Source organism: Aneurinibacillus migulanus, from assembly GCF_001274715.1.
GTDB lineage: Bacteria > Bacillota > Bacilli > Aneurinibacillales > Aneurinibacillaceae > Aneurinibacillus > Aneurinibacillus migulanus.
In genome coordinates this window covers 3,322,549-3,343,850 of the sequence record NZ_LGUG01000004.1, presented here as the reverse complement: position 1 = coordinate 3,343,850, position 21,302 = coordinate 3,322,549, and the positions used below count along the sequence as shown (strand labels likewise).

The 21,302-nt window shown below is 40.0% G+C and carries 26 protein-coding genes and 1 pseudogene; 20 read left to right on the top strand and 7 right to left on the bottom strand.

Translation table 11 applies throughout. The annotated features are described in order from the left end of the window. Positions 1-229: 229 nt before the first annotated feature. On the bottom strand, positions 230-1,519 hold the full coding sequence (locus tag AF333_RS17775; RefSeq protein WP_043064577.1) for an IS110 family RNA-guided transposase: 1,290 nt from the start codon (positions 1,517-1,519) through the stop codon (positions 230-232). A gap of 122 nt (positions 1,520-1,641) precedes the next feature. On the opposite strand from AF333_RS17775, the gene AF333_RS35605 reads away from it, so the two are divergent. Continuing rightward, a complete protein-coding gene (locus AF333_RS35605) occupies positions 1,642-1,854 on the top strand; it encodes a hypothetical protein (RefSeq protein ID WP_235496552.1) in 213 nt (70 codons plus the stop codon). Between the two features lie 95 nt (positions 1,855-1,949). Beyond that, a complete protein-coding gene (locus AF333_RS35600; RefSeq protein WP_235496551.1) occupies positions 1,950-2,123 on the top strand; it encodes a hypothetical protein in 174 nt (57 codons plus the stop codon). 39 nt (positions 2,124-2,162) lie between these two features. Here the strand turns inward: AF333_RS35600 and phnX are convergent. Continuing rightward, positions 2,163-2,980 (bottom strand): annotated as a pseudogene (gene phnX / locus AF333_RS17770) (phosphonoacetaldehyde hydrolase). A gap of 293 nt (positions 2,981-3,273) precedes the next feature. On the opposite strand from phnX, the gene AF333_RS33780 reads away from it, so the two are divergent. The 6 genes from AF333_RS33780 to AF333_RS17750 all read left to right on the top strand — a co-directional run bounded on the left by AF333_RS33780 (position 3,274) and on the right by AF333_RS17750 (position 7,360). Next, positions 3,274-3,444, top strand: a complete 171-nt coding sequence (locus AF333_RS33780; protein ID WP_158502324.1) for a hypothetical protein — start codon at positions 3,274-3,276, stop codon at positions 3,442-3,444. 548 nt (positions 3,445-3,992) lie between these two features. Beyond that, entirely contained in the window at positions 3,993-5,216 is a 1,224-nt protein-coding gene (locus tag AF333_RS17765) for an IS701 family transposase (RefSeq protein WP_043065383.1), read from the top strand. A gap of 132 nt (positions 5,217-5,348) precedes the next feature. After that, positions 5,349-5,996 carry a sigma-70 family RNA polymerase sigma factor gene (locus tag AF333_RS17760; RefSeq protein WP_043064663.1) on the top strand — a complete coding sequence of 216 codons (648 nt, stop codon included), beginning with the start codon at positions 5,349-5,351 and terminating at the stop codon, positions 5,994-5,996. Then, a complete protein-coding gene (locus tag AF333_RS32005) occupies positions 5,971-6,120 on the top strand; it encodes a YvrJ family protein (RefSeq protein WP_074715222.1) in 150 nt (49 codons plus the stop codon). The genes AF333_RS17760 and AF333_RS32005 overlap by 26 nt, the downstream gene beginning before the upstream one ends. A gap of 5 nt (positions 6,121-6,125) precedes the next feature. Beyond that, positions 6,126-6,395, top strand: coding sequence for a helix-turn-helix domain-containing protein (locus AF333_RS17755; RefSeq protein ID WP_043064664.1), 270 nt, complete (start codon positions 6,126-6,128; stop codon positions 6,393-6,395). A 2-nt stretch (positions 6,396-6,397) separates the two neighbouring features. Further along, entirely contained in the window at positions 6,398-7,360 is a 963-nt protein-coding gene (locus AF333_RS17750) for a S8 family peptidase (protein WP_173585720.1), read from the top strand. A gap of 86 nt (positions 7,361-7,446) precedes the next feature. Here the strand turns inward: AF333_RS17750 and AF333_RS17745 are convergent, their stop codons facing one another. Beyond that, a complete protein-coding gene (locus AF333_RS17745; RefSeq protein ID WP_052520370.1) occupies positions 7,447-8,148 on the bottom strand; it encodes a LysM peptidoglycan-binding domain-containing protein in 702 nt (233 codons plus the stop codon). A 300-nt stretch (positions 8,149-8,448) separates the two neighbouring features. Here AF333_RS17745 and AF333_RS17740 point away from each other — a divergent pair, with 300 nt between their 5' ends. The 3 genes from AF333_RS17740 to AF333_RS17730 all read left to right on the top strand — a co-directional run bounded on the left by AF333_RS17740 (position 8,449) and on the right by AF333_RS17730 (position 10,947). Continuing rightward, positions 8,449-9,774: a nitroreductase family protein gene (locus tag AF333_RS17740; protein ID WP_139189039.1), complete on the top strand. Its 1,326-nt coding sequence runs from the start codon at positions 8,449-8,451 to the stop codon at positions 9,772-9,774. A gap of 20 nt (positions 9,775-9,794) precedes the next feature. After that, on the top strand, positions 9,795-10,241 hold the full coding sequence (locus AF333_RS17735) for a carboxymuconolactone decarboxylase family protein (protein WP_043064666.1): 447 nt from the start codon (positions 9,795-9,797) through the stop codon (positions 10,239-10,241). Between the two features lie 169 nt (positions 10,242-10,410). Further along, complete coding sequence (locus AF333_RS17730) at positions 10,411-10,947, top strand: helix-turn-helix domain-containing protein (protein WP_043064667.1); 537 nt, start codon at positions 10,411-10,413, stop codon at positions 10,945-10,947. 50 nt (positions 10,948-10,997) lie between these two features. On the opposite strand, the gene AF333_RS35595 is transcribed toward AF333_RS17730, so the two are convergent. Then, positions 10,998-11,147, bottom strand: coding sequence for a hypothetical protein (locus AF333_RS35595; RefSeq protein ID WP_235496549.1), 150 nt, complete (start codon positions 11,145-11,147; stop codon positions 10,998-11,000). A gap of 216 nt (positions 11,148-11,363) precedes the next feature. Here AF333_RS35595 and AF333_RS17725 point away from each other — a divergent pair, with 216 nt between their 5' ends. From AF333_RS17725 to AF333_RS17715, 3 genes are read left to right on the top strand one after another with little or no spacing between them, the layout of a single operon-like run. Beyond that, on the top strand, positions 11,364-11,954 hold the full coding sequence (locus AF333_RS17725; RefSeq protein WP_052811841.1) for a hypothetical protein: 591 nt from the start codon (positions 11,364-11,366) through the stop codon (positions 11,952-11,954). A gap of 32 nt (positions 11,955-11,986) precedes the next feature. Continuing rightward, a complete protein-coding gene (locus AF333_RS17720; RefSeq protein ID WP_043064668.1) occupies positions 11,987-12,763 on the top strand; it encodes a uracil-DNA glycosylase in 777 nt (258 codons plus the stop codon). A 25-nt stretch (positions 12,764-12,788) separates the two neighbouring features. After that, a complete protein-coding gene (locus AF333_RS17715) occupies positions 12,789-13,325 on the top strand; it encodes a GNAT family N-acetyltransferase (RefSeq protein ID WP_043064669.1) in 537 nt (178 codons plus the stop codon). 223 nt (positions 13,326-13,548) lie between these two features. Here the strand turns inward: AF333_RS17715 and AF333_RS17710 are convergent, their stop codons facing one another. Further along, complete coding sequence (locus AF333_RS17710) at positions 13,549-14,088, bottom strand: hypothetical protein (protein WP_043064670.1); 540 nt, start codon at positions 14,086-14,088, stop codon at positions 13,549-13,551. Between the two features lie 117 nt (positions 14,089-14,205). Between AF333_RS17710 and AF333_RS17705 the strand changes: the two genes are divergently transcribed. After that, positions 14,206-14,805: a TetR/AcrR family transcriptional regulator gene (locus AF333_RS17705; protein ID WP_043064671.1), complete on the top strand. Its 600-nt coding sequence runs from the start codon at positions 14,206-14,208 to the stop codon at positions 14,803-14,805. A gap of 145 nt (positions 14,806-14,950) precedes the next feature. Here AF333_RS17705 and AF333_RS17700 read toward each other — a convergent pair whose 3' ends face one another. Next, positions 14,951-16,354 carry a sensor histidine kinase gene (locus AF333_RS17700; protein WP_043064672.1) on the bottom strand — a complete coding sequence of 468 codons (1,404 nt, stop codon included), beginning with the start codon at positions 16,352-16,354 and terminating at the stop codon, positions 14,951-14,953. 4 nt (positions 16,355-16,358) lie between these two features. Beyond that, positions 16,359-17,066, bottom strand: coding sequence for a response regulator transcription factor (locus tag AF333_RS17695; RefSeq protein WP_043064673.1), 708 nt, complete (start codon positions 17,064-17,066; stop codon positions 16,359-16,361). Between the two features lie 163 nt (positions 17,067-17,229). Here AF333_RS17695 and AF333_RS17690 point away from each other — a divergent pair, with 163 nt between their 5' ends. The 5 genes from AF333_RS17690 to gsp all read left to right on the top strand — a co-directional run bounded on the left by AF333_RS17690 (position 17,230) and on the right by gsp (position 21,107). Next, the gene (locus tag AF333_RS17690) at positions 17,230-18,141 is read left to right on the top strand and encodes an ABC transporter ATP-binding protein (protein WP_043064674.1); all 912 of its coding nucleotides are present in this window, start codon (positions 17,230-17,232) and stop codon (positions 18,139-18,141) included. Further along, a complete protein-coding gene (locus AF333_RS17685; RefSeq protein WP_173585721.1) occupies positions 18,141-18,890 on the top strand; it encodes an ABC transporter permease in 750 nt (249 codons plus the stop codon). Before AF333_RS17690 ends, AF333_RS17685 begins: the two co-directional genes overlap by 1 nt. A 14-nt stretch (positions 18,891-18,904) precedes the next feature. Beyond that, positions 18,905-19,636: an ABC transporter permease gene (locus AF333_RS17680; protein WP_043064676.1), complete on the top strand. Its 732-nt coding sequence runs from the start codon at positions 18,905-18,907 to the stop codon at positions 19,634-19,636. A gap of 45 nt (positions 19,637-19,681) precedes the next feature. After that, a complete protein-coding gene (locus AF333_RS17675) occupies positions 19,682-20,050 on the top strand; it encodes a YxeA family protein (protein ID WP_052811843.1) in 369 nt (122 codons plus the stop codon). A 343-nt stretch (positions 20,051-20,393) separates the two neighbouring features. Then, entirely contained in the window at positions 20,394-21,107 is a 714-nt protein-coding gene (gene gsp, locus AF333_RS17670; protein ID WP_052811850.1) for a 4'-phosphopantetheinyl transferase Gsp, read from the top strand. The last annotated feature ends 195 nt before the right edge of the window (positions 21,108-21,302 follow it).

Here is a 21,302-nt window from a genome sequence, read left to right as displayed (position 1 = left end):
GGTTGCACATTGGATCTCCACAGGACTCATGGTGGTGTACCCTCCCATGTCTCTCAGGATCATATGTCCCTACTTTCCTTCGTTCAACCTGTCCATGAGGTGGAGGCCAGAGATGCTCCTATTCAGGGTCTGTGCCCGCATGGAAAAAATAATTCCGGCTTCTCCGTGCTTCGTTTTTGATCAAGATATCAAGTGCGAATGTTCTTCAAAAAATAAGCAACTGTACGGTTTATGCGGCAAGAGATTGGTTCTGTCCACATAAAGGGGTGTCTTTTATCATCTTGTTCATATTAAAATCGATTTGTTTACGAGCTAGCACAAACATAATGCGGAGGAGGCGACAGCACAAGGCGATTAACGATTGCTGTTTACGGAGTGGATTCTCCTGTCGAGTTGTATAGTACGTGTGTAGCGCCTTAAATGCTGGATTTTTGGCAACTAAGGGTCGAATCGCTTTGTAGAGAAGAGCGCGAAGCCGTGGTCTTCCTCGTTTCGTGATACGTGTTTTTCCTCGATGCTTGCCTGAACGATTTTCTTTAAGATTTAGACCCGCTAACTTCTGAATCTGACGAGGATGCTGGTATCTAGACAAGTCTCCAACTTCTGCGAAAAAGCCCGCAACGGTAGCGACTCCTATGCCTGGAATCGTAAGAATGTACTGTACACCTGGAATATCTCGTAATAAATCTTCGATTTCTTTTATGACTTCTTCTATCTGCTGCTGTAGAGTTTCATAGGTTGTAAGCAGTGTTTTTAGCTCCAACCTTGCCATTTTCATACCTTCTTGAAGGCCAATCGAATGCCTAGCTTGTTCTACAAGCTCCCCCGCACGTTTGGGACGAAGTCCTCTTTGGATGTTTTTCTTCCATATCGTCAAGACTTCAAAGGCACCTGCCTGGATAAGATCCTGAGGCAGTGGAAAATGCTTGAGGGTTTCAAAAGCCGCTTTGCCTTCCCAGCTTGTAAATACCGTTAAAAACTCAGGAAAATAGCGATCCAGCCAATTATGCACCTTGGCTTGAGTACGCTGAAGCTCGCAGGAAAGGTGGTCTCGTATTTTCACAGCTTCCCGTAATTCGGCATATACACCAGTTGGGAAATAAGGTGCAGAGTACCGCCCATCTTTGACGAGTTGCGCAATAACACGGGCATCTTTTGGATCGTTCTTCGTTGGTGAATTATCATCCAGCTCTTTTGACTTCTTTACATGCATCGGATTAACGACCACGACCGGAATCCCGCGGCTTCGCAAGAATGCTGCTAAAGTCATCCAGTAGTGTCCGGTTGGTTCCATTCCGACAAGAAGCTGTGTTTTTTCGTGTTCCCTCATTATGTTTTTCATCCAGTGACAGAACGCTTCGAATCCCTCACGCATACTTGGGAAAGAAAAAGCTTTCCCATACATGAGACCGCGATCGTTTTGTGCGCGTGCTACATGTTTGTATTTAGCGATATCTATGCCAATAATCAAGGTAGATTCTGTGATTTGAGAAATGCGTTGATTTTGTGTATAATTCATGGTGAGTACCTCCTCTGTTATTTCGAGGTCACGGCCGTGACACTCTGTATGTTAACAGGAGGTACTTTTTTTATCCACTCGCATTTTCATTCATTACAGGAATGCTCCTATATACATCTGATTTGATACATCGACAAATTCTTGTGGTGAGAGGGAAGAAAAGAAGGAAGGGTGGTGAGCGGGAACGGTCGGAAAAAGACACGCTGCCCTTTCTTCTGCTGGAGCGCATTCCGAATCTCCTCCTCCCAACCACATTCCTCTGTCAAAATATCAAGTGTAATTTATATAGAGTTTTCTCTAACGATGATATACAAAAATTATGGGAAAATTACTAAGAAACTATGGGAAATTGTGAGAAGAAACAAAGGAATATAAAAAGCACCTCGTTCTTTGATAGTCTAAAAAACCCTACCGAATATATACATCTGATTTGATGCATCGACAAATGTTTATGGTGGAAGGTAAGAAAAGAAGGAAGGGCGGTGGGCGGGAACGATCGGAAAAAGACACGCTGCCCTTTCTTCTGCCGGATCGCAGGGCGCATCCAATCTCTTCTTTCTCTCACTCTCCCACCTCCAACCACGCTACCCTGTCAAAATATTAAGTGTAACTTATATAGAAGAGGTGCTTCTTATAAGACTTCCTATTGATAAACGATTTCTCCCATTTCGATTTTTTCAATGACTTTATCTAGATCACCAATTGAATCAATTGTAAAATGTGCCCCAGCGGCGATAAGTCGCTGGCGAACTTCTTCCATTTTTTGTTCTAGCAATTGCGGCTCCATTGCCTCTACTTCTTCTTGTGTTAAGCCTAATTCACTACCACCTAGTACGACACCGACTGTCCACATTCCCGCATTACGGCCATCCTGCATATCAATCACAGTGTCTCCAACTTTCATCATTGAGCTCATTGGATAAACGCCTAAGTGCATCGCGTTTTCATAACACATCCAGGGATAAGGACGGCCACCAGGAACATCTTCTGATGTTACGAGATAATCAGACTCATAACCTTGTTTCTTTGCTTCAGCGGCGACAATCTTTATCATATCTTTTGTATAGCCAGTTGTAGATCCGATTTTTATGCCCTTCGCCCGTAATCTTTCCATTAAATTGAGAACGCCGGGTATAGGTTGTGCATAGTTAGATAAGATTTGGAAAATCATATTTTCAAAATCATATTTTCAAAATCATTATACATTTCGTCAATTTCAGATTCTAAAGGTTTTCTATCGAATTTTTGGTGCCAGAGATTAGCCACGCGAGGCATATTACAAATAGCAACAATATGATCCCTCTTTTGTAACCCCATTGGCTCACGAGCTTCTGCTAATGTGATTTCGATGCCGCGTTTCTTAAATACTTCGATAAAAATAGCGACAGGTGCAATACAACCATAATCTACCGTTGTACCAGCCCAATCGAAAACAACAGCTTGAATTTTGTTATTGTTCATTTTTCTCCCTCTCTTTCACTTTTGTAGAAATTTTCCTTCAAATTAAATATAAACCTAAAATGTTAATCGTGCATTAAAACAGTGTAAAATATGTGCTTTTTGTTGCTTTTCATTGTTTTTATGTTTGTTTTAACTGGATACATACAATATGGAGTACAGAATGATATTCTTTCTGTGATGTTTACAGAAAGGGTGGCTTTTTATATGTCCAACAAAAGTGATGAAAAGTAAGTTTACAATTCCGATAAAAATAGTATAATAAATAGAAAACAAAGTAAGGAGAGCGGAGTTTTATGATATGGGTTCAGGGATTTGGAATCGCTGTTTTTATTTTTACGGTAGTGGCGCATTTGTATAATCTAATAAAGACGGTTACACCTTACAAAAAGCGGTGGAGCGAATATAGACGGAAGCAATTTTTCGCAGGATATCCTTGTCTCGTAAATACGGAAACAAAAAAATAAGAAAAGAAAAAAAGGGCGCTAGGCTAACCGAAGAGAAAACACGGAGCGCTCTTATGTTTTTTTGTGAATATGAGTGGAACATTTGCTTCCTGAATGTAAATAAAAATGAAGGTTAATCCAAAAAGATGTTCTGTATAAATATGAAAGCTAAGTCTTGGTTATAATAGATTGATTTTTCTAAATAGTTATTTCCATTTTTAGTATGTTCTATGGTATACTAAAAGAACAAGAATGTTTAATGCGAAAACAAAATAGAAGTAAAGTGTAGCACAGTATTCTTGCTCTTGTTCTTGTTCTCCTTTTCTGTTAAGTGGTAACGGTGTGCGAATGGTTATGTCTTTTCTTCTAGGTCTTACTTCACTTATTTTCTAGTTCATTTCACGGATCTTATGTTGGATATACCTATTCATTTGGAACGGTTTTTGTAAGTAACTGGACTCTTGTAAAAAATTTGTCGAAAAATGAGCAATAAAAAAGGACATTCCGACCTTTTATAGAAGTTTGGGCTACCACACCTAAAACCACTCAAAAGGAGAATGTCCACTTTTATGGTAACTTTTCACTCTTCTATCGTCAAGTTTGTTTTTGCGCTGAATTTACTCTTATCGAAGCCACAACACCGACATTTGCTTGCTTTTCTTCATGGCATCATTCTTTGCGAGGGCCGAGTCAACATCAGCCAAATTCGACGATCATCCAACCATGATCGCGACCTTAGTTGTATGACTCGCTTTTTACAGGAATCTCCTTGGAACCCCCAATACGTTACGAAGCAGCGGCTTTCCTATTTGATGGAAACCATTCGCCAGACGCGTGCCAAATGGGGAGATACACGTCCGATTACGTTCCTGATTCTAGACGACACACAATGTAAAAAAGAACGTTCCACTGTGAAAATGGAGGGTCTCGATTTTCATTATTCTCATTCAGAAGGAAAATCGGTCTGGTCTCATTCGCTCGTGACGGCTCATGTGGTAACGGATGATCTCTCGGTTGCCTGGGATTTTCGTTCCTATTTTCGAAAGGAAGACTGCAAAGAGCGAAACGTCCCGTTCAAAAGTAAAAATGACCTGGCGATTGAACTCCTTGAAACCTATTCTTCTTCACCAGATGAACACGTATATGTCCTGATCGACAGCTGGTACACCAGTAAAAAGCTGATCGATGCCTGTACCAAAAAGGGATTTCATGTCATTGGTGCGTTTCGCTCGAATCGAATGATCGCTCCGTTTGGGATGAAAATCAAAACGTCCACATTTGCGTCCACCATTCTTCGCCCGACTGACCTCTGCCCCGTTACCGTAGACGGTCAGACGTATAAGGTGTACGCGTATGAAGGACCGCTGAGCAACATGGAAAATGTGCGTGTGTTTCTGTCCTGGGAAGACAAGTTTGACCCGAAAAAACTACCGTTTTGCCTACTGTGTACGGATACCAGCCTGGATGTCGTGACCGTCCTGCGCCACTATGCCGTACGCTGGCAAATCGAAGTTGGGTATCGGTACTTTAAGGAGTTGCTTGGTTTCGATCAGTACCAGCACCTTTCGCACAAAGGGATCGAACGATTTTGGACGATTCAGTTTCTGGCGTATACGTTTCTTGCGCTTGAACAGGCGAAAGGAAAACGCCATTCGCCGTCGCTCACATTAGGAGATGTGGTACGTCGTATTCGAAAGGACTGTATGGGGCAGCTCATTTTGTATGCCTATGAACAAGGATGGGCACAAAAACCTCTGGTTGAAGTGCTTAAAAATCTAAGACTATCCTCGTAATCGTTACATTTTATTCTTTTACGCCACCCGTATGCCCATTTTTGGGATCGGACGGAAAAATGCAAGAGTCCAGTAAGTAAGGTTGTTACGCATCGCATTTTTTCCTTCTTTATAGGGTAAAGGAGGGGTGATATGGATAAATATCCATTTATTCACAAGGAAACGCATCCCCATCTCGAAGCCTTATTCCACGAATTTCTGCAAGAACATCAGCATGAATTATCCAATCGCGTCATAGAAAGTTTTTTAAGCAGTTCGGAATATTACCGCCTGTTTGTTGACGCCGTTTGTTTTCCTACTCCCGGACATCGCGAGCGGCTGGACGAAGCATTCCACCGATTCTTCAGCGAAATCCGTCTCATCCACTACATCTCTAAACTTATCTCGCGGGTTTCCCGGGATTGCTACCAGAGAGAAAAAAAGCGACTCCATCATGTATCCACATCTACATTGTTCTACGTGCCACAATTGGAAGGAATTGCCCAGGAACCACAACTCTCCGGAAAAGGGGAAGAGGTTATCGACATCGTGGTACGTAACGCAAAACGACTTCTCGAACATGTTTCTCATCCTGGTCTGTATCAGGCACTCACACATCTGACCAAAAGACAGCTCGATATTTTGGAACTGTATTTCTTGTATCATCTGACGCACGAAGAAATTGGACAAGTTCTCGGCATTTCCCAACAATCTGTCTCCAAATCGTACAGCAAGGCGCTGGCTGCTCTGCGCGTATTCTATAGAGAGGGTGAGGGTGTTGGACCCGAGCGAATGGATTAATTTAATTCGCAATGTCGGTTTTCCAATTGTGGTGACGTTTTATCTGCTGCTTCGGCTAGAGAAGGGATTTCAGCAGTTGTCAGAAGAAGTGCAGAATATGATGAACGAAATGCGGAAGAGGTGAAGCGGATGGCGACGTTGTATGAATTGATGCGATTGGCACGGGATAACGACCCGGAAGCAATTGGCACGATTCTGTATCTGTTCGAACCAAAAATCAAGAAATCGAGTCGGTGCATTCCGTACGGTAACCGCGATGATGTCGAACAGGAAGTGAAGGTGGCAATGGTTAAAGCGCTTCGGCGTTTTGATACGAGCTCCACTCCTGGATTTTGGGAGTTCATCGAAAGTGCGAAGCAGAGTTCACACATGTCTTGTTCCGTAAGCGATGATAGTTAAATATGAGAGGAGACGATACAATGAGCAAGATGTATTTATTTCCGACCGTCGTAAATGAAATCAAGGAGCAGACGAATGAAGTACCGCCGGGTATCGAGATGATTCAAGCACCAGGTGAGTGGGAGAAAGCTGGTTACGGAGAAGGTGTGGTAATAGCGGTGCTTGACACTGGTTGTCAGACCGACCACCCGGACCTTGCGCCAAATATTGTAGGCGGCCGCAATTTCACTACTGATTATGATGGTGACCCGGATCAATACGAAGATAACCATTATCATGGTACACATGTAGCTGGCACTGTAGCCGCAGCTTACAACTATATAGGGGTGGCTGGTGTTGCACCGAAAGCGGGTCTGCTGATTTTAAAGGTGTTGACAGGACAGGGAAGTGGGGATTATCAGTGGATTATCGAAGCAATTGAATATGCATTGGCCTGGAAGGGGCCAAATGGCGAACGTGTCCGTGTTATTACAATGTCGCTCGGAGGCCCGGATGATGCACCCGCACTGCATGAGGTAATTGTCAAAGCTGTGCGGCAGCAGGTGCCGGTCGTTGTCGCTGCAGGAAACGAGGGTGATAACAATCCTGATACGCCCGAGCTTTCTTATCCTGGTTCTTATAATGAAGTAATCCAAGTAGGAGCGGTTGATTTACGAGGGAAGCTGGCCGAGTTTTCCAATACGAACAATCAAGTCGATGTAGTTGCACCAGGTGTGGATATTTTATCCACATATCCAGGAGGTAAATATGGTGTACTATCGGGTACATCGATGGCGACACCGCATATCGCAGGTGCCATGGCGCTAATTATTAACCGCTGCGAGCGGGAATTCGGGCGGTCGCTGACGGAGGACGAGCTGTATGCACAGCTGTGCAAGCGTACGATTCCGCTTGGATATGGACCACAGGCCGAAGGGAACGGGCTGGTGAATCTGGCTGCAGAGACACGGGTACCGACCCGATAATAACCAGAATGCACAGAAAAACAGGCTGGCTCAAAAGTTCGTAAAGAAACGACTTTTTCGAGCCAGCCTTTTTATTTCTGTATTTTTTACAGTTCTTTATAGGAAAGTAATGCTGGCGACTTTCCGTTTTTATATACAATAGCAACCTCTTTACCGGACATACTCTGAAATTTTTCTGCAGTGCCGTACGGAACACGTAAAGATAAAGGCTTGTTCTCGATTATAACCTCAATGGTGAAACCGTCTTCTGCACCTGTAATTCGAGCGTTTGTTTTCAAGAACCCACTCTGGATTTTCAATTTTTGACCGATAAGTATAAAATCATCCTTCAGATGATTGATTTCCTTTAAGTTTTCTACACTAGTGCCAAACCGGTGGGCAATTTCCCACAGACTGTCACCGGCTACTGCGGTATATATCCCTGATGTGACATACTCTTTTTGCGTTCTTACTCCCGATGTCGTAGAAGTCTTCTTTTTCTCATCAGAGGGAATCACAAGCTTTTGCCCTGTATAAATGGTATCTGTGTGTAAGTGATTGGCCCTTTTCAGTTTATCCACCGAAGTTTTATAGTTCATCGCAATTTCAGAAAGAGTATCTCTTTTTGAAACGGTATATGTATTGTTTTTCGCGATTGCTTCATTCGCTCCGAGAGTAAGCTCTGCTGTACTAACTAAGGCGGATAGCGTAATTCCAGCTACTTTTGCTTTCCGGGCCTTCGTTTTTTCTCGTTGCTGTCTTTTGGTTCTTTCTTTTCTAGTCTCTTTAATAACGAATTCCATATTCACTTGTCTTAGCCCCCTGTAGTCGTCTGTTGATTTGTCGTTTGTTGTAAATAATACGGTGTAATATGCAAAAAATCATAGGAGATATGACTTGTATATGCACTCTAAAATTTTCGTTATAGTTCTTACTCTTAAAAGGGGGAAAATAAACTCAAATATACACTGTAGTGTATAAAGCTATTGGCCTGCTTTTTTACTAATGAATTAAGTAAGAAGCCATTCGAAAAGATGAGTATCAAGTAATTAGAACCACTATCGTTCATCAAATAATTGTAAATTTACATTACATAGTGTACATATACATTGTACGAATGTATAATATATGTGTACGAAAATTCAGTATTTCAGAAAGGTGTGATAATAAAAATGGCAGTAAGTAATGGTTATATTAAATTAAACTTTGAAAGAGTTAGTGCTGATGAACAATTTTCCCGTGTCGAACATTATGTGCAAACAATGGAAAAACGGAAAATTGTACGCTCCTTTTCTGATAGACCGGTATCCGAAAAACTAGTGGAAAAAGCAATAGAAACAGCCGGCAGAGCCCCTTCTGGCGCAAACCAACAGCCTTGGACGTATGTTTTGATTAAAGATCCGGTGATTAAAAAAGAGATTCGTAAAGCAGCCGAGCTTGAAGATGAAAATTCAGGGAATAAACAGTATTTAGAAGACGCTCCTTATTTGGTCGCCTTGTTCAGAATTAATTATGGATTAGCAAAGCAAGCAGACGGTTCGTTAAAAAAGGTTCGACACTATTATGTTCCGGAGTCTACACCGCTTTCTGGAGGGTTTTTCCTGGCTGCTTTACAACATGCGGGATTGGATTGTCTGGTTCATGCTCCTGTCGCAGCATCACAGCAAATTTTGCATCGTCCCAAGAATGAAAAACCACTGCTTTTATTTGCTGTTGGATATGCTAAGGATCAAGCTCTGGGCTGTACAGGGAAACCTTTATCAGATATCGTCATTTCGAATGCTTCTTTTTCGAATAGTGTATCCTCTGCTTCCAATGAGGGTGAAACTCTGATAGTAAACGATGAGACACAATTGGCAGCCATAGAATCCTACTTTCAATTTATGAAAAAACGGCGAAATGTAAGACAGTATGCAAGGGAAAACGTTGATATTAATCTGCTCCATCAGGCAATGCGTGCTGTCGCTATTGACCCATTTGGTGGGGAGCAACCTTATCGTTTTGCTATTGTAAGCAATAATGAACAGAAACAAAAAATAAGAGAGCTTGCAGAAATTGAAGAAGTAAAATTGTATCAAGAAAGAATTTCAGATGAATGGAGAGAAGCGCTGGCTCCATTGGGAACAAACGAATCAAAGCCACACCTTACCGATGCAGCCCATTTGGTCGTTGCTTTTTATGACACAAATGAAAGGAATAATTTCGCCCTAGAGAGAGCAAGCATGGCTGTAGGGATACTGATGGGAGCGTTGCATCATGCGGGATTATGTACATTAACCTACACACCAAGTCCGATGGCTTTTTTGCGAGATTATCTAGAGCGTCCAAAAAACGAAATGCCTTTCATCGTTTTGCCGGTAGGCTATCCTGCAGCAGACTGTGAAGTCCCTAATATTACAAAAAAACCTCTTTCTGAGGTGCTTGTAAAATTCTAATTCATAGAGGAGGAGTAGAAATGTCCCGATTACCATTAATCAATATTGATGAAAAACCCTTTCAAAGAGCTTTTGCAAACGCTCCTATACTATTGGAAGCGTTTACTCAAATGGAGAAGGGGCTTGGAGAGTACCTCGAACCTGAACTTTTGGAACTCATTCGTCTTCGTGCAGCTGCAAACAATGGGTGCCAATATTGCCAAAGCGTACAAAGAATTGCTATGGATGAGAAAAAGAGAAATTTTGCAATGATAAAAAATAAGGAAGGGGATTTAACTGAAAGGGAAAAGGTAGCACTAGAACTTACCGATCGTATCATGGCATACCATGGGAATTTACCAGAAGAGTTGCTTCAAAACGTAAAACAACATTTTTCGAACGAAGAGATGATAGCGCTTCTTTGGCAGATAGGAATTAAAAATGCGGCAAATTGGTTTATTATTTCCATGCAAATTGAAACCGAATAATAAATGTGCTCCGAAGTTTAATCATTAAGTATGACAACCTTTATTGAAAGAGGAAGGTGGAAGCTTTAAAATACGAATATACTGAATGACATACTGATACTTCTCTTTTAATTCATTTGAATATAAAACATATTGTCATATATAACTGATAAAAAAAGGAGCATTTTATGTGGATATCGGAAGGAAGATAAAAGATTTACGTGAGTCAAAAAGCTATTCAGTAAGGGAGCTGGCAAAATTGTGTGAGCTTTCTCCGAGCTTGGTTAGTCAAGTAGAGAGAAATGTTGCTAGTCCGTCCATCGCATCATTAGTCAAAATAGCAGAAGTTTTGAACGTCCCGGTTGGACATTTTTTTGAGGAACAGGAAAAGAGAAGCCATATTGTACGGAAACATGAGAGACGAAAACTCATTTATCCTGATCATGCAGCTATGTACGAGCTAGCAACGCCACAAGAGTTAGATGGGGAACTGAGAGTATTAATTGTGACCTTAAAATCAAAACAATATTCGTCAATGGAGAGAATAAGTCATCATGATGATAAGGAAATCTGTTTCGTCCTAAAGGGAAAGGTAACGGTTGAGTTCGAAAATTCTAGCTTTGTGTTAGAAGAAGGAGATTCTATTGTTTTCAATTCACAGAATCCTCACCGATTCTATAACCCTTCGGAAGATGAGGTGCAATTTCAGCTGGTTGTGCTCAAATAGAAGGATGGAAACACAATATGACGCAAGAAGATATTCGATACCTATATAAATTACACTTGATATTTTGACAGGGGAGTGTGGTTGGAAGTAGGAGGGATGGAGAAAGAAGAGGGTGGATACGCCCTGCGCCCCGGCAGAAAAAAGGCGGACGTGTTTGTTCCAACCTCTGATATTGTTCTTCTTTTCTTACCTCCTACCACAAGAATATGTACATTTATAAAGTGAGATGTATATAGATAGTTAATGCTAAACAGAGTCTGATAGTTGGACTCTGTTTTTATGTATTTTCATAATGTTACGAATGTAAATTAGAGTACATATAATTTACGAGTAGGGTGGTATTTATACAGATAAGCGCCGGCATTATATACAGCAATAAAGAAGGAAGGTAAGATGGATAAAGGAGGCATTGTGCAATGAAGGTAAATGGAGAGGCACGGGCGCGCAAGATAGAAAAAGCTACCTGGTGGATGCTTGCAGGTGTAATTGCGATTTGGAGTATTATGTTGTTTTTGGATGGGAAAAGTCAAAAAGTATTTATGGGTGGATTGACGATTTTTGTTCTTGCGGCTGCGGCCGTGTGGCAGGCAAAATCGAGACATCCTCTACCACCTTATTTTATCAGCATGGTATATGTATTTATCTTCTTAGCAATCGGTCTTGGTACATTCGGTGGTTTTTACAGTGTTGCGCATTTCGATGATGTACTTCATTTACTGTCAGGGGTATGGACCGGTTATGGAGGATGGCTTGTGATGGAATATATGGTAGGAAAAGAAATATCAAGCCGTCTCCCTAAAGCTTTTATCGGTTTCTACGTTATTGTGTTTGCACTTGCTGTCGCGGGTCTTTGGGAATTGCTTGAATTTGCCGGAGATAAATTGTTTCATTTTACCGCTCAAGGACGCGATCATGATGACACGATGTTTGATATGATCGATGGCCTGATAGGCGGTATAACCGTTGCGTTTTTCCTAATAAAAAAGCAAGATAAAAAAGGACAGTAATAAAAAATTCAAACTAATAAGGAGTTGTGGATATGGTACAACAAACAACTGGTTTACAAACATTGAGCTTTTTAGCATCAACTCAAATTCATCCCTCATGGGAGGCTTTCTTTCAGCAGGCACATATTCAGCAGCAATTACTTAATATCCAAAACACAATCGGACAACCATTTACACCGACACCGAATTTGGTGCTGCGATTTGCGACCGTTAATCTAGCGAACGTGAAGGTCATCATTTTAGGAAAAGATCCGTACCCCCAAGAAGGTGTTGCGACAGGTCGGAGCTTTGAAGTCAATGGAGTGAGCAACTGGTTTGATAAAAAAGTAAATAGCTCGCTAAAAAATATCATTAAACTTATGCATAAAACCTATATGAAGCGAGATATGGGGGCAAGTATTGCCGAGGTTCGAGCCGATATTCAATCCGGCACATTTCCGATTCTTCCTCCGAATCAAGCATTTGATGATTGGGAAAGAAAAGGGGTACTCTTTTTGAATACAGCGTATACGTGCCAAATAGGAGGAATCGAAGCATCAGGGAGCCATCTGCAAATATGGAAACATTTCTTTGAAGCTCTCCTACAATATATAACAAAAAATAACCAGGATATTCGCTACTTCTTATGGGGAGATGCCCGAAAGTATCAGAAGATATTGGTTCAGAATAATGTCGCTTCCGCGCACATCTATCTAAGCCTTCATCCCAGCACAAATGGAGATGCTGGTGGCTATGAGAATAACACTCGTTTTTTAAACTGTCCTTGTTTCCTGGAGACAGAGGATATGGTTGAATGGGTTGCACGATGACTCTTATTGCCTAAGGAGAAGAATCATGAATATTGTTGTAAAAGAAGCGACAACGGATCATATTGATAGTATCAAAATAAATGATATCTTTACGATTGATTCTATGCTTGTTTTATCTTTATACAATAATGAGATTGAGTATCAGGTTGTAGAGATACCAAGTTATGAGAAAAGCTATAACGAGGATGAAGATGCTGTTGATTATCAGGAGTATATCGATCATCCGGACAAAACTATGTATCTTGCATTTATGGAGGAACAAGTGGTTGGTCAGATTATACTAAGTAGAAACTGGAACAATTACGCCTACATAGAAGATATAAAAGTGGATAAAGACTGTAGAAGGTACGGTATCGGCAGAAAATTAATTGAACATGCAAAGCATTGGGCAATTGCTCATGATATGCGAGGAATAATGTTAGAAACACAAAATACGAATGTTAAAGCATGTAAGTTTTATGAGAGTTGCGGCTTCAAAATAGGAGGTTTTGATTGTAATCTATACAAAGGAATAAATAAAAACAGCAAGGAGATAGCAATTTTTTGGTATTTTATGTTCTGAACAAATCTATATAAATTACACTTGATATTTTGACAGGGTAGCGTGAAGGAGGCGATNGCGCCCTGCGCTCCAGCAGAAGAAAGGCAAACGTATCTTTTTCCGACCGTTCCCGCCCACCGCCCTTCCTTCTTTTCTTATCTCTCACCACAAGAATTTGTCGATGTATCAAATCAGATGTATATAGTTAAAAGAAAAGAGACTGCATTGCAGAAGCAATACAGTCTCAGACTTTCATTTTTTTGGGCCAAATAAAATTGCTGATTGCAATAATGAAATCAACACCTAAAACAATTGTCCAAGTCCTTAAAATTCCACTTAATGCCCCAGTCCGAGACGGATCATTTATAAAATAAATCATCCCAGCTAAAAGTCCAGCACCAATAAGGTAGGCAAGTGCATGCCTTACCCATCCTTTTAAATAATGCCTTGCATATTCCATGCCGAATCGTTCAGTCGGTTTTGGACCTTGCTTTGTCACATAATATTGAAAGCGTTCATCTGCCCAGTGAATCATACTTTTTCCGAAAGCAATTGATGTACCGATATAGACCGCAGCAATCGCATGTGCTTGTGTTGCAGTTGCCCCATGATATAAATCTATACCCGTTATGATTAATAAAATTAAATCAATTACAGGGGTTAAAGCTAAAAAAAACAATCCTAGTTTATTTAGCTTGAACATGTATCGTGTCACTAATCCCATGATAATAACAACCCAAAATGCAATTTCACATGCGACAATCATCCATGCAACAAAATTCAAAACGCTACCTCTTTTCAATACAGTTGTATTATTTGAAATTATTGTAACACCCTCTCTTAAATAGTACAACTGTATTATAAAATTGCGACGTAATTTTTTTCTTGATAAAATATACTTATGCCTAAATTAATTGATCATGAAAAAAGAAGAAAACAAATTGCAGAAGCAACGTGGCGAGTTATTTTAGAACAAGGAATGGAAGGAGCGACCGTAAGGAAAATTGCAAAAGAAGCGGGACTATCATTAGGTGCGCTGCGTCATTATTTTTCAACACAAGATGAACTACTTGTTTATGCAATGCAACTTGTTAAAGAAAAGGCGACAGCTCGAATTACTGAAATTGCTATGCAAGACTTGCCTCCGAAAGAGAAAATATTAAACATCATGCTTCAGATTGTCCCAGTAAATGATGAAACGATGGCAGAGATGGAAGTTTGGTTTGCTTTCACGGCCCACTTCAGACATAAGCAAGATACTTTTGATGCCCAGCATGACAGGATTTTTGTCGGAATGCAAAAGATCATCGACTATTTAGATCAGTTTAACTTACTGCAAAAAAATCTTGATAAAGAAATTGAAGCTGAAAAGCTATACGCGTTAATCGATGGTTTAGCGTTACATATGATGCTTGAACCTCAGCGTGTCAATAAAGATCGGATCGTCCGCGTGTTAGTTCATCATTTAAATTCGATTTGCGTCGGTGAACCAGACGAGTAGGTCTACTCTAGCACGTTTCTGAGGAGCAACAGGAGATAAATAGCGTTGCAGTTTGTGTGATAAAGAAGTGTTCAACCCCACTAAAAAACAGGGATGTTCCTTAAGAGGAACCTCCCTGTCTCTTATAAACTTCCATTGTAAAGATTTATTTATGACTACACACTTGAGACTCAATATTTTTTGGAAGATAAATAATTGCGGTTAATCCCTCTTGAATATCACTGAACAGTTCAAGCTGCCCTCCATGTGCTTTCGTAATACGTGTCACGATAGGGAGCCCCAGTCCGTGACCATTACTGAGGCGATGCTTTCGCTTATCAGAATAGGGGAGTTCCATCAGATCGCTAAGTTGGTCCTGTGAGATTCCTTGACCGTTGTCAAATACAATGATGCTGCACAATTGTTGAGCGATATTGCTTTGCGGAATTTGTATACGAATTTCACATCCTTGTGGGTTGTGAGTAATGCTGTTTTGTACTAAATTGGTTAATGCCCGTGTCAATAACTTTTCATCACCGTTAACAGTAACGGTTTCATCTTCGATGTCCAATTGAATGTTGTATTTCTCATCCAATCCATTGTTCAGAAAATCTGAAGCAACTTGCCGCGCAATTGGAGCTAATCGCATTGGTTTGTTTACAAGAGGCTGCATTTCATACTCCAGCATAGATACAAGGTTGAGGTCTTTAACCAATTCGCGTAACTTAACTCCCTGTTGCCGTATTATAGCAGCTTGCTTCTGCTGCTCTTGTGGCAAATTCGGATTTTCTTCCAAATCACTGGCGTAGCCAAGAACCATGGAGAGAGGTGTACGTATATCATGGGATATCCCAGCAATCCAATTGAAACGGGCCTCGTCCCTTGTTTTTAGCATCTTATTTTTAGCCTTTAATGTATCGGAGGCATGATTCAGGCTTTCAGCCAGTTCACTAAGAATACCTTTTGGCTTAATGTGGACTGGCTGTTCGTGGGCAAGCGCATGAATACCGTTAACCAATGATTTTAATGGTGTAATTAACCGCCCACCAAGTAGCATAGAGAACAATAATGCCAGTAATATATTTCCGATGAGCAGTCCGACTAAAAGTAGAGGAATTGAGGCGACAAAGTCAATCGGATAGATCAAATAGTATTTTGCGTAACTGCCTTTTGGATAGCCTATTACGACTAACCCGTCAGGATGTTCCCAGACAAGCACTGGATAATCCATTAGAAACGAACGCGAAAACTTCGCAACTTCTGTCAGTGAATAGGTTTGCGGAATTTCAGCTGGTAAAGCATAGCTCCAGGACACCTGTCCAGTGTTATTAATTAACATAGCCCACAGGTGGTTGTGCTTTAGCTGCTTTTCTACTTGTGTATCAAGAGAATACACACCGTTACTTCCTTCTAATTTGTTAGCAAACGTTTTAACCAAACCTGTGGAAGATAAACTGCTTTGTGGTACAGTAATCATAAATCCCACAATAAAATTTATGAATAAAAGCAGAATAGAGATTAATATTGTTGCTCCAGCAAATCCCCGCAGGATACGTAATGTACTGCTCATATTTTTACCCCTTAACCATTAGCTTATATCCTAAACCACGTACCGTAAGTAGACTTTGAGGCTGAGACGGATTCACTTCGATTTTTTCGCGGATACGGCGGATGTGTACCATCAACGTATTTTCGTAACCGTATGCATCATCACCCCAAATCGCTTGACAGAGGGCGTCACTCGTGATGATGCGGTTTTTACTTTCATAAAGCTTCAAAAGAAGTGCATGTTCTTTTGCGGTCAGCGGTTGTTCTTTGACGTTTTTATACACCGTCGCACTTTCGAGATCAATCGTGCAGTCTATTAAGTCAAATATAGGCAGACTTTCGCGCTGTGCCGGTGCATAGACACGTTTTAAAATTGCCGTCAGGCGCAGTATGAGTTCTCGGGGTAAAAAAGGCTTAACTACATAATCATCCGCGCCTAAGCCAAGACCAATCAAACGGTCTTCATCTTCTCCACGGGCAGAGAGGAACAGCACTGGCATCATGGAGAATTGCCGGATACGGCCAAGCAGAGAAAAGCCATCTTCATCAGGAAGCATGACATCTAGTATGGCAATATCAGGTTTGACAGAATGACATAGTGCAATCGCTTCAGCGCAATTTTCAGCTAAATAAATGCGAGAATAGCCTTCTTTACGTAAAAAAACTTCAATCATTTGACGCAAATCTGACTCATCATCAACAATAAGTATCTTTTTATTTTTTAAATCAGTCATTATACTCACCCATTTTTAGTTATACAAGATTTTTGGTGTATTTTAAACATAGTAAAGCGATTTAAGGTAGCTGTAAGGTTACATTCAGCTTGAGGTTAGGTAATCATTGTATATTACTATTGAATGCGGGTAACTGGCAAACATAAATAGGAGTGTGAGTAATATGACAGAAATGATTTCAACCCACAAGCTGTCCAAGCAATACGACGGTGTATATAGAGTCAAAGATCTGGATTTGAAGGTCTATGAAGGAGACATTTACGGTTTTCTCGGACCTAACGGAGCCGGCAAATCCACTGCACTGAAAATGCTGTTAGGCTTGGTCAAACCTACTGATGGCAGAGTGAATATGTTTGGCAAGGAATTCGGCGCTAATCGTTTATGTATTCTGGAAAATACAGGTTCCCTTATAGAGTCTCCTTCATACTACGGACATTTGAGTGGACTGGAGAACATGAGGGTAATGCAGCGCCTGCTTAACGTTCCGAATAGGAATGTCGATGAGGCTTTGCGCATTGTACGCCTTGAATCTCACAAAGGTAAAAAGGTTAGCCAGTATTCGTTGGGTATGAAGCAACGTTTAGGTATCGCAATGGCATTGATGGGGTTTCCGAAGTTATTAATATTGGATGAGCCTACTAACGGTCTTGATCCCGCCGGTATTCAGGAGATACGTGAATTGATTCAATCTTTGCCGCAACGTTTTGGGATGACAGTACTTATCTCCAGCCATCTACTATCTGAAATTGACCAGATTGCTACAAAGGTCGGTATTATCAATAATGGTGAGCTTATTTTCCAAAATAGTATGGATTCACTCCGCGCCCGGAGCAAACGCACTATTGCTTTACGTACACAAAATATATCAGAGGCAAAGTCGATTTTGCAGAAAAATCGGTTTATGCCTATGCATCAAGATGACTATCTTATCTTTGAAGATATACCAGATGAGCAGATTGCAACTATTAACCAATTGCTAGTAACTTATGGTATCGGTGTGACCCGCATTGAGGAACGAAGAAAAAAACTGGAGGATATTTTTCTTGAACTTACAGGAAAGGTGAGTAGCTTGTGATGAGATACACGGCATTGGAATTTTACAAGATACGCCACAAAAAGATATTACTTATGATAGTTTTTTTACTTTGTATTGAACTATTCTGGGCTTTTATGGCTGGGAGCATATCCTTGTCCCGTGATCCTGATGCTGTTTCATGGGAGGTAATTATCACCTTTATAACACAGATGAACGGCCTGTTCTTGCCTATTTTGACGGCGGTAGTCGTGTCTCGCATCTGTGACATGGAACACAAGGGAAACACATGGAAAATGCTCATGACTGCATCGGTTAAACGTGAACAGATTTATGCAGCTAAATACATGTGTGCGTGCTTGCTGATACTATTTGTTATCGTTCTACAATTAGTAGCAACTGTTGTGTTTTGTCAGAGTAAGAGTGTGACTTCGCCAATCCCATGGGAATTGTTGATACAGACTGCAATGGGGACGCTAGTAACGAGCATGGCAGTGATCGCCTTACAACAATGGATATCGTTAGCTATAACAAACCAGGCCTTTGCCCTGTGTCTGGGAATGTTGGGTGGATTTATTGGAATAACAGCTAGCCTTTTCCCGGGTATGGTGCGGTATTTTTTTATCTGGTCGTATTATAACGAGCTGTCTCCGATTGTAATGAGGTATATCGACTCGTCCGTAGTTTATGTAACTCGAGGGTTATCATTTCCTTTTGTTGGTGGTCTTTTACTGTTTGGTGTATTGCTATATACAGTTGGAAATTTTTATGTTTGTCGTAAAGAAGTATAAAGGAGGATGATAGTATGTTAATTAGGACGTTTTCTTCTGAATGGATAAAACTGCGTCATTCCTATATATGGATTGTGCTAGCTGTTTTACCTATATTTAGCGTGTTGATTGGTTGTGCCAATTATGTGTTTAACAAAGGAATATTACAAAATGAGTGGTACAGCTTGTGGACGCAGGTGGGTTTATTCTACGGAGAATTCTTTTTTCCAGTATTGATTGGAATTTGTTGTGCATTTTTGTGCCGATTTGAACACATAAATCAGAATTGGAACAGCATTTTGACCGCACCTGTTCCCATACGGGATGTTTTTCTTGCGAAATTGATGATGGTTGGATTACTGTCTGGTGTAACGCAGGCTTTCTTCCTCTCATTGTATTTTGTAGCCGGAAAATGGGTAGGGCTAATCTCGTCTTTTCCCTCTGAAACAATTGGTTGGATATTCAGAGGTTGGGTTGCCTCCCTTGCCATTGGCGGAATTCAACTATGGTTGTCTATGCGTATCCGTAGCTTTGCTGTACCTGTTGGTGTGAGCATTTGTGCCACCCTCATTGGACTTGGATTATATGTCAATCATTTGGGCATGTTTTACCCGTATTCATTGTTGACTATCGGTATGGGGGTATTAAGTCAAGATAGTCTTGCAACGATGGAGCAAGTTTTGTTTTACGGGATGAACGGACTATTTATTGTCCTGTTTTGTATAAGTGGAATTCGCAGGCTTAAAAAGACGGATGTTGTCGCGTAACTATACCATAGTATTATAATTTAGCTCTTTTAGAAGGAGAAGACGATGATAAAAAATAGCAGGAGAAAAACATTTCTTCTTATTTTTATGTTTATTTTACTGTTTGTTATGATTGCATCCCTTTATGGATGCAACAACGCATTTTTAAAGCCTGATGATCCGGCCGGAAAGGATATGTATTATACCCGAATTAACAATGGTGATGTTAAGAAGAATGACGATGAACGCTATGAATATAACTTAATTTCCTATGATAAGGACGGAAATGAAAAGAAATTGAAGTTCACAACGGCTCGAAAATTAAGAGAACATGCCTATATTGAGCTTTACGTTGCAACTTTCCGGGGAGTGACAAATTGGCAGGAAGTTCAGCTTGATGGTCTGCCTAGAAAAGTACAAGAGAAATATAAATAGTAAAATTTAATATACAATTTCTGCATTATTAAGCTATATATGTTTTTGAAAAATCAGCAAAATGGATAGTTAAGGCTGCTTCCTATTCACAGGAACAGCCTTTTTTGTTATTTATTGTGCCACTTCTTTATTGTTAACTTGATGGGCATAGAGTTCTATAAGCACTTGAAGAAATATGATTAAATAAGGAAAAATGTAGGATTTATTATAGGTAAGCTGCCTTGAGGGTTTACAAGCATCAACTATATTTGATTTATTAATATATTATAGTAGTCCTATATCGTTACAATTAAGTTAAATACTTATATTATGCGAGTATTACAAAGGTATGGGTGGTCAAAAAATGATAGAAATGTTATTTGTAAAGGTTCCAAACGAAATCGATAGGCATGTGTTTAACTTCTTGTCATCAAATGTGAGTAAGGAAAAACAGCAGGCGTTTGTTCGATACGTTAATGTGAAAGATGCTTATCGTTCTCTTTTAGGGGAATTGCTTATTAGAAAATATTTGATACAAGTATTAAACATTCCTAATGAAAACATTCTATTTAGGAAAAATGAATATGGAAAACCTTTTGTTGATTTCGATATTCATTTTAATATTTCCCACTCTGATGAATGGGTTGTATGTGCAATTTCAAATCATCCTGTTGGAATTGATATCGAGCGTATTTCGGAGATAGACATTAAAATAGCAGAACAATTTTTTCATGAAAATGAATATATATGGTTGCAGTCTAAAGCCCAAAATAGTCAAGTTTCTTCTTTTTTTGAGCTTTGGACTATTAAAGAAAGTTATATAAAAGCTATTGGTAAAGGTATGTACATACCGATTAATTCATTTTGGATTGATAAGAATCAAACACAAACTGTAATTTACAAACAGAATAAAAAAGAACCTGTTACTATTTATGAACCAGAGTTGTTTGAGGGCTACAAGTGTTCTTGTTGTTCTTTGTTTTCTTCTGTAACGAACTTGTCTATTACTAAATTGCAAGTGCAAGAGTTATGTAATTTGTTTCTAGATTCTACATTTTCTGAAAATAATAACTTTTAGTTACTGTATTGAAAAAAAATGTAAAATCGAATAAGCTTAACTCGAATCAGGTAAATAATGTATTAAAGTGATTTTTCTTCCATCCTGTGTAATTCAGCCAGCGAAATTTAAATTTGAAAGATAGTATTATTACTTTACTTATATATTATATAAGCAAGGAAAAATAAAGAATTGGCTGCCTCAAGATTTAAACAT